The 5,091-nt window shown below is 74.1% G+C and carries 5 protein-coding genes and 1 pseudogene; 5 read left to right on the top strand and 1 reads right to left on the bottom strand.

What is annotated here, in order from left to right:
- The 4 genes and pseudogenes from OZN99_RS25145 to terL form a co-directional block, all read left to right on the top strand.
- Window positions 1–215 (top strand): annotated as a pseudogene (locus tag OZN99_RS25145) (hypothetical protein); the annotation flags it as partial.
- Between the two features lie 36 nt (window positions 216–251).
- Entirely contained in the window at window positions 252–2,531 is a 2,280-nt protein-coding gene (locus tag OZN99_RS25140; RefSeq protein ID WP_270937979.1) for a phage tail fiber protein, read from the top strand.
- On the top strand, window positions 2,528–2,821 hold the full coding sequence (locus tag OZN99_RS25135) for a hypothetical protein (protein ID WP_270937978.1): 294 nt from the start codon (window positions 2,528–2,530) through the stop codon (window positions 2,819–2,821). Before OZN99_RS25140 ends, OZN99_RS25135 begins: the two co-directional genes overlap by 4 nt.
- Window positions 2,818–4,266 (top strand): phage terminase large subunit, encoded by a 1,449-nt coding sequence (gene terL / locus OZN99_RS25130; protein WP_270937977.1) that lies wholly within the window; start codon window positions 2,818–2,820, stop codon window positions 4,264–4,266. Before OZN99_RS25135 ends, terL begins: the two co-directional genes overlap by 4 nt.
- 24 nt (window positions 4,267–4,290) lie before the next feature.
- On the opposite strand, the gene OZN99_RS25125 is transcribed toward terL, so the two are convergent.
- Window positions 4,291–4,515, bottom strand: a complete 225-nt coding sequence (locus OZN99_RS25125) for a hypothetical protein (RefSeq protein ID WP_270937980.1) — start codon at window positions 4,513–4,515, stop codon at window positions 4,291–4,293.
- 88 nt (window positions 4,516–4,603) lie between these two features.
- On the opposite strand from OZN99_RS25125, the gene OZN99_RS25120 reads away from it, so the two are divergent.
- Window positions 4,604–4,969 (top strand): hypothetical protein, encoded by a 366-nt coding sequence (locus tag OZN99_RS25120; RefSeq protein WP_270937976.1) that lies wholly within the window; start codon window positions 4,604–4,606, stop codon window positions 4,967–4,969.
- The last annotated feature ends 122 nt before the right edge of the window (window positions 4,970–5,091 follow it).

Here is a 5,091-nt window from a genome sequence, read left to right as displayed (position 1 = left end):
CGGCCGGCGGCGTCGCGCCGGACGAAGGCTCCGCCGCCGCGCTCACCGCCGGGATGCAGCGCGACGCGGCGGCGGCGCAGGCGGATTCGGATGCGGTCTTCGCCGCGCGCCTGTCGGCCGGGCGGCGCAGCCTGCTGAACGACGACGGCTCGCTGACGCCGTGGCTGCGCGCCGGCGCGAGCTTCGGGAACACCCTGCGCAATCTGCTGGATTAGCGCCGCGGCGCACCCCAACCCAGATCGGAGCCCCTCATGGCCGAGCACATCCGCATCGGCGATGTCGCGCCGCGCGTGCAGTATGTCGGAGACGGCGCGCGCACGGACTTCGCCTATCCCTTCCCCATCTTCGACGACGAGGACCTGGAGGTGCGCGTCGGCGCGGTGGTGCTGGCCGGTGGCTATGCCGTCGTCGGCGCGGGCGCCACCGAGGGCGGTATCGCCCTGCTTGCCGAGCCGCCCGAGCCCGGCAGCACCGTCACGCTGCGCCGCCGCGTGCGCGTGGAGCGCAACACCGACTTCCAGGACAATGGCCTGCTGCGCGCCCGCACGCTGAACGACGAACTGGACCGGCTGGTCGCCGTGCAGCAGGAACAGCGCGACGAACTCGGCTCCGCGCTGCGCGCCGACCCGTCCGAGGTCGGCGGGCAGATGGTGGTGCCGCTGCGCCCGGCACGCGCGAACCGGTTGCTCGGCTTCGATTCGAACGGGAACGCCACCGTCTTCCCGCGCGACTCCGGACTGATCACGGCGCCATTCCCCGGCGCCGTGCCGCGCACGGCGGAGGACAAGCTCGGCGAGCGACTCTCGGCGCGCGACTTCGGCGCCACCGGCGACGGCGCGACCGATGACGGTCCGGCACTGCAGGCCGCGCTCAACGCTGCGGCTGCCGCCGGCAAGACGCTGCTGATCGGCGAAGGCACCTTCCGCACCGTCATTCCGCTGACGCTGCCCGGCGCCGCCGCGGGCCTGGTGATGCGCGGGGCCATCCTCTACGCCGGCCCGGCCGGCCAGCCCGCCCTCACCATCGGCGACGGCGGCGCGGCGCGCAACGCGAACAAGATCCTCACCGGCCTCGCGGTCACGCGCGCCACGCAGTCCGATTGGTCGAACGAGGGCGACATCGGCATCCTGCTGCGCAACCTCGACGCCAGCCTGGTGGAGATCCGCGAGGCCGGCGGCTTCACCATCGGCATCCGCACGCTCGGCGACGGCCGCGGCTTCGAGGACACGACGCTGGTGCTGGGCCGCATCGTCAACAACCGCATCGGGCTCGACGTGCGCTGCGCGACAGCGGCCGCGTGGAACACCTCCATCCGCTACTATGGCGGGCATTTCGCCGTGGGCAGCACGGTCAACACCACGCAGGACCGCTTCGGCGTGCGGCTCTCCGCGGCGCCCGGCGCCTATGTCGCGCACAACCGCCACCTGTTCGACGGCCCGAACTTCGAGCTGAACGCCAAGGACCGCCCGATCGCCGGCATCCCCTTCCTCTGCGAGGTGAACAGCCGCGCCGTGGTCGCCCGCGCGTTGCGCATGGAAGGCTGCACCGGCTTCGTCGCGCGCCACACCGCCGGCGCACAGGACCATCTCTACGAGATCGCCTGGGCCAGCCAGGGCTACCAGGTGGAGATCGAGCATGCCGGCTCCGCCACCCGGCTCGGCGGGGCGGTGCGCGTGCTGCACCAGGCGGCGCCGCATGTGGAAGCCAGCCGGGAACTCGCCGCCGTGCCCAGCCTGCGCGCCGCCGCCATCCGGTGGAACGCCAGCGAGACCGGCTTCGAGAAGCTCGCCTGCCTCTCCTCCAACGTGCAGGGTGCGCCCGCAACGCTGGCCGACTTCGCCTTTCCCGGGCTCGATGCCTTCACGCTGACCAGCCGCGGCGCCGTGCTGGGCGGCGGCCGCGCGCTGGGCTTCGTGGTGGATGCGCGCGCCTGCAAGGATTTCGCGCTGGCGCTGGATGCCGATGCGCCGCGTCTGATGGTGATGTGCTTCGACGCCAGCATGAACCTGCTGACCGACGCAGCGGGGCAGCTCGTCCTCGCCTCCGGCCAGTCGGTGCAGTGGAACGCCGCGGCACGCTGGTGGCAGGGCGCGGCGGACATGGAGGATGCGACGCTGACGCGCCTGCAGGCGGTGCGGCTCTCCGCGGCGGTGGGCTATGCCGTCATCGGCGTCGCGCGCATCGACCGCGACTACGAGGTGCGGGCGATGCGCCTCGGCTGCGACCCGCGCCACGCGCCGGCCGTGCTCTACGGCCTGCCCGACCTGCGGCACGGCGCGCGGGAGCTGGTGGCGGAGGCCGCGTGGGATCCCGGCTCCCTCGCGGCCGGCGCGAACGCCACGCAGAACGTCACGGTGCCCGGCGCGCGGCCCGGCGACTTCGTGCAGGCCGCCTTCTCGGTCGCGACCACGCTGCTGTTCCAGGCCCAGGTCAGCGCGCAGGACACGGTGACGGCCGTGCTGTGGAACCGCACCGGCGGCGCGGTGGACCTCAGCCCCGGCACGCTGCGCGTGCGCGTGGTGAAGGCATGAAGCGCGCGCGCAAGCCGGCCGCGCCCGCGCCCTCCGGCATCGCGCCGGAGCTGCGTGACCTGGCGAAGGAGCGGCTGGAGCAGGATTATCTGGGCTTCATCTCCGGCACCAGCACCGAGGACCCGAAGCTCTACATCGCCCGCAGCGCCGCCGCGCGCGAGGCGCTGGAGCACCTGGCGCAGCTGCGCATCCTGTCCGGCGAGCCGCCCGTGGGCGAGGAGGCGGAGCCGACGCCGGACGAGCTGCTGGCCGCCATGCGCGCCGGTATCGCGCTTGAGAACAAAACGTGATCGAGCACCCCGGACACCAACGCCCTGCCGACCTGCTGGAATTCGCCTGGGTCTGGAACCAGCGCGCCCGCCTCGGCACGCCCGACCTGCACCGCCGCGTGCTGCGCTGGCTGGAATCGGCGCTCGACGGCGGCGACCGCCGCCTGCTGCTGATGGCCTTTCGTGGGGCCGGCAAGTCCACCCTGGTGGGCCTGTTCTGCGCCTGGCGACTCTACCGGCAGCCCGATACGCGCATCCTGGTGCTGGCCGCCGACCATGCGCTGGCCACGCGCATGGTGGCGACCGTACGCCGCATCCTGGCGCGGCATCCGCTGTGCGGCGCCCTGCTGCCGGAACGCGGCGAAGGCAGCTGGGCCTCGGACCGCTTCACCGTGGCGCGCGACGCGGTGCTGCGCGATGCCTCCATGCTCGCCGCGGGCATCGGCGGCAACATCACCGGCGCGCGGGCCGAGATGATCGTCTGCGACGATGTCGAGGTCGCCGGCAACTGCGACACGCCGGCCAAGCGCGAGGAACTGCGCGAGCGCCTGACGGAAGCGGAGTTCGTGCTGACGCCGGGCGGCGCGCTGCTGTTCGTCGGCACGCCGCATTGCGCGGAGAGCCTGTATGCGGAAGGGCAGGACGCCTTCCTCGCCGGCTATCGCCGCCTGGTGCTGCCGCTGCTGGACGGCAACGGCGACAGCGCCTGGCCGGAACGCTTCCCGGCGGAGGCGATCGCGAAGCTGCGCGACCGCGTCGGACCTCTCGCCTTCCGCCGGCAGATGCTGCTGGAAGCGGTGGCGGAGGAGGCGGCGCGGCTCGATCCCGCGCTGATCGCGCGCTATGCCGCCGAGCCCGACTACCGCGAGGCGAACGGGCGCGGCGTGCTGAGCCTGATGGGCACACGGCTGGTCTCCGGCGGCGGCTGGTGGGATCCGGCCTTCGGCCGCCCGGGGCGCGGCGACGCCAGCGTGCTCGCCGCCAGCTACGCCGACGCCGCGGGCCGCCACTACCTGCATCGCCTGGCCTACCTCACGCACGATCCGGGCGCGGAGGACGATCCCGCCACGCAGCAATGCCGCGCGGTCGCGACGATCGCGCGCGACCTGCTGCTGCCCGTGCTGCGCGTGGAGACCAACGGCATCGGCGGCTTCCTGCCCGGCCTGCTGCGGCAGGAGCTGTCGCGCACCGGCGTGAGCTGCGCCGTGGTGGAGATGGCGAGCCGCATCCCCAAGGTGCAGCGCATCCTGGGCGCGCTGGACCCGGTGCTGGCCGCGCGCCGCCTCTCGGCGCATGAGAGCGTGTTCCGCACGCGCTTCGCGCAGGAGATGGCCGCCTGGCGGCCGGATGCGCCGGGCGGCCGCGACGACGCGCTGGATGCGGTGGCCGGCTGCCTGATGTCGGAGCCGGTGCGCCTGCCCACGCTGCCGCCACGCGGACCGTTGCCGGACTGGCGCGGCGCCTGATTGGCCGCGGCTACGCGACCGAGGCTACGCGGCCGCTCTCTTCTTCAGGATCTCGCTGCCGTGCCGGACCTCGCCGGCGGCGGTGATCTCGAAGCGGCCGTCGCTGCGCAGCCGCGCCAGGCCCATCCCCTGCAGCCGGTCCAGGCAGGGCCCGTCCTTCAGCCCGGCGGGCCGGCCGGCGCGCTCCACCAGCGTCAGCCGGTGCAGGGCAGAGCGGCAGCAGGTCTCGAGATAGGGCTCGTTCCACATGGTCCCGGCGTCGCGATGCGCGCGCGCAAGGGTGGGTTCGCCGGGGCGCCACTTCAAGGCGCGCGCCCCAAACGGAGGAGTGACAGCCATGCTTGCCGACTTGCCGCCGGCCGTCGCGGCGGCGCTGGCCGATGCGCCGCTCGCGCTCGTGCTGCTGTGGATGCTGGTGCAGCTGCGCCGCGACGTCGCCGCCCGCCCCGAGGAGCCGGCGGCCGCCGCGGCCGAGGCGGCGCGCGCCGAGCTTGACGCCTTCAAGCTGGAGGTGGCGCGCACCTACGTGCCCCTCTCGCTGATCCGTGACCTCGATTCGCGGCTGACGCAGCAGCTCGGCCGGCTGGAGGCGAAGCTGGACGAGGTGAGCCGCGCCGCAACCGCCGCGGCCGCGGTTTCCGGCCATGCGCTGCCGGGCCGCGCCATCGGCTTCGGCCTGCGCGCCGGGGAGCCCGAGGCATGAGCGCCGCCCTGGACCTGCCCGCCCGCATCGCCGGCCCGGCAGAGGTGCTGGCGCTGACCCTCTGGGGCGAGGCGCAGGGCCGCCCCGTGCGCGCGCTGGAAGCGGTGGCCTGCGTGGTGATG

The sequence above is a fragment of the Falsiroseomonas oryzae genome, from assembly GCF_027856955.1.
In the GTDB taxonomy this organism is placed as follows: domain Bacteria; phylum Pseudomonadota; class Alphaproteobacteria; order Acetobacterales; family Acetobacteraceae; genus Falsiroseomonas; species Falsiroseomonas oryzae.
Note: the sequence above shows the minus strand (reverse complement) of the source record. Positions and strands in the feature narration are given on the sequence as shown.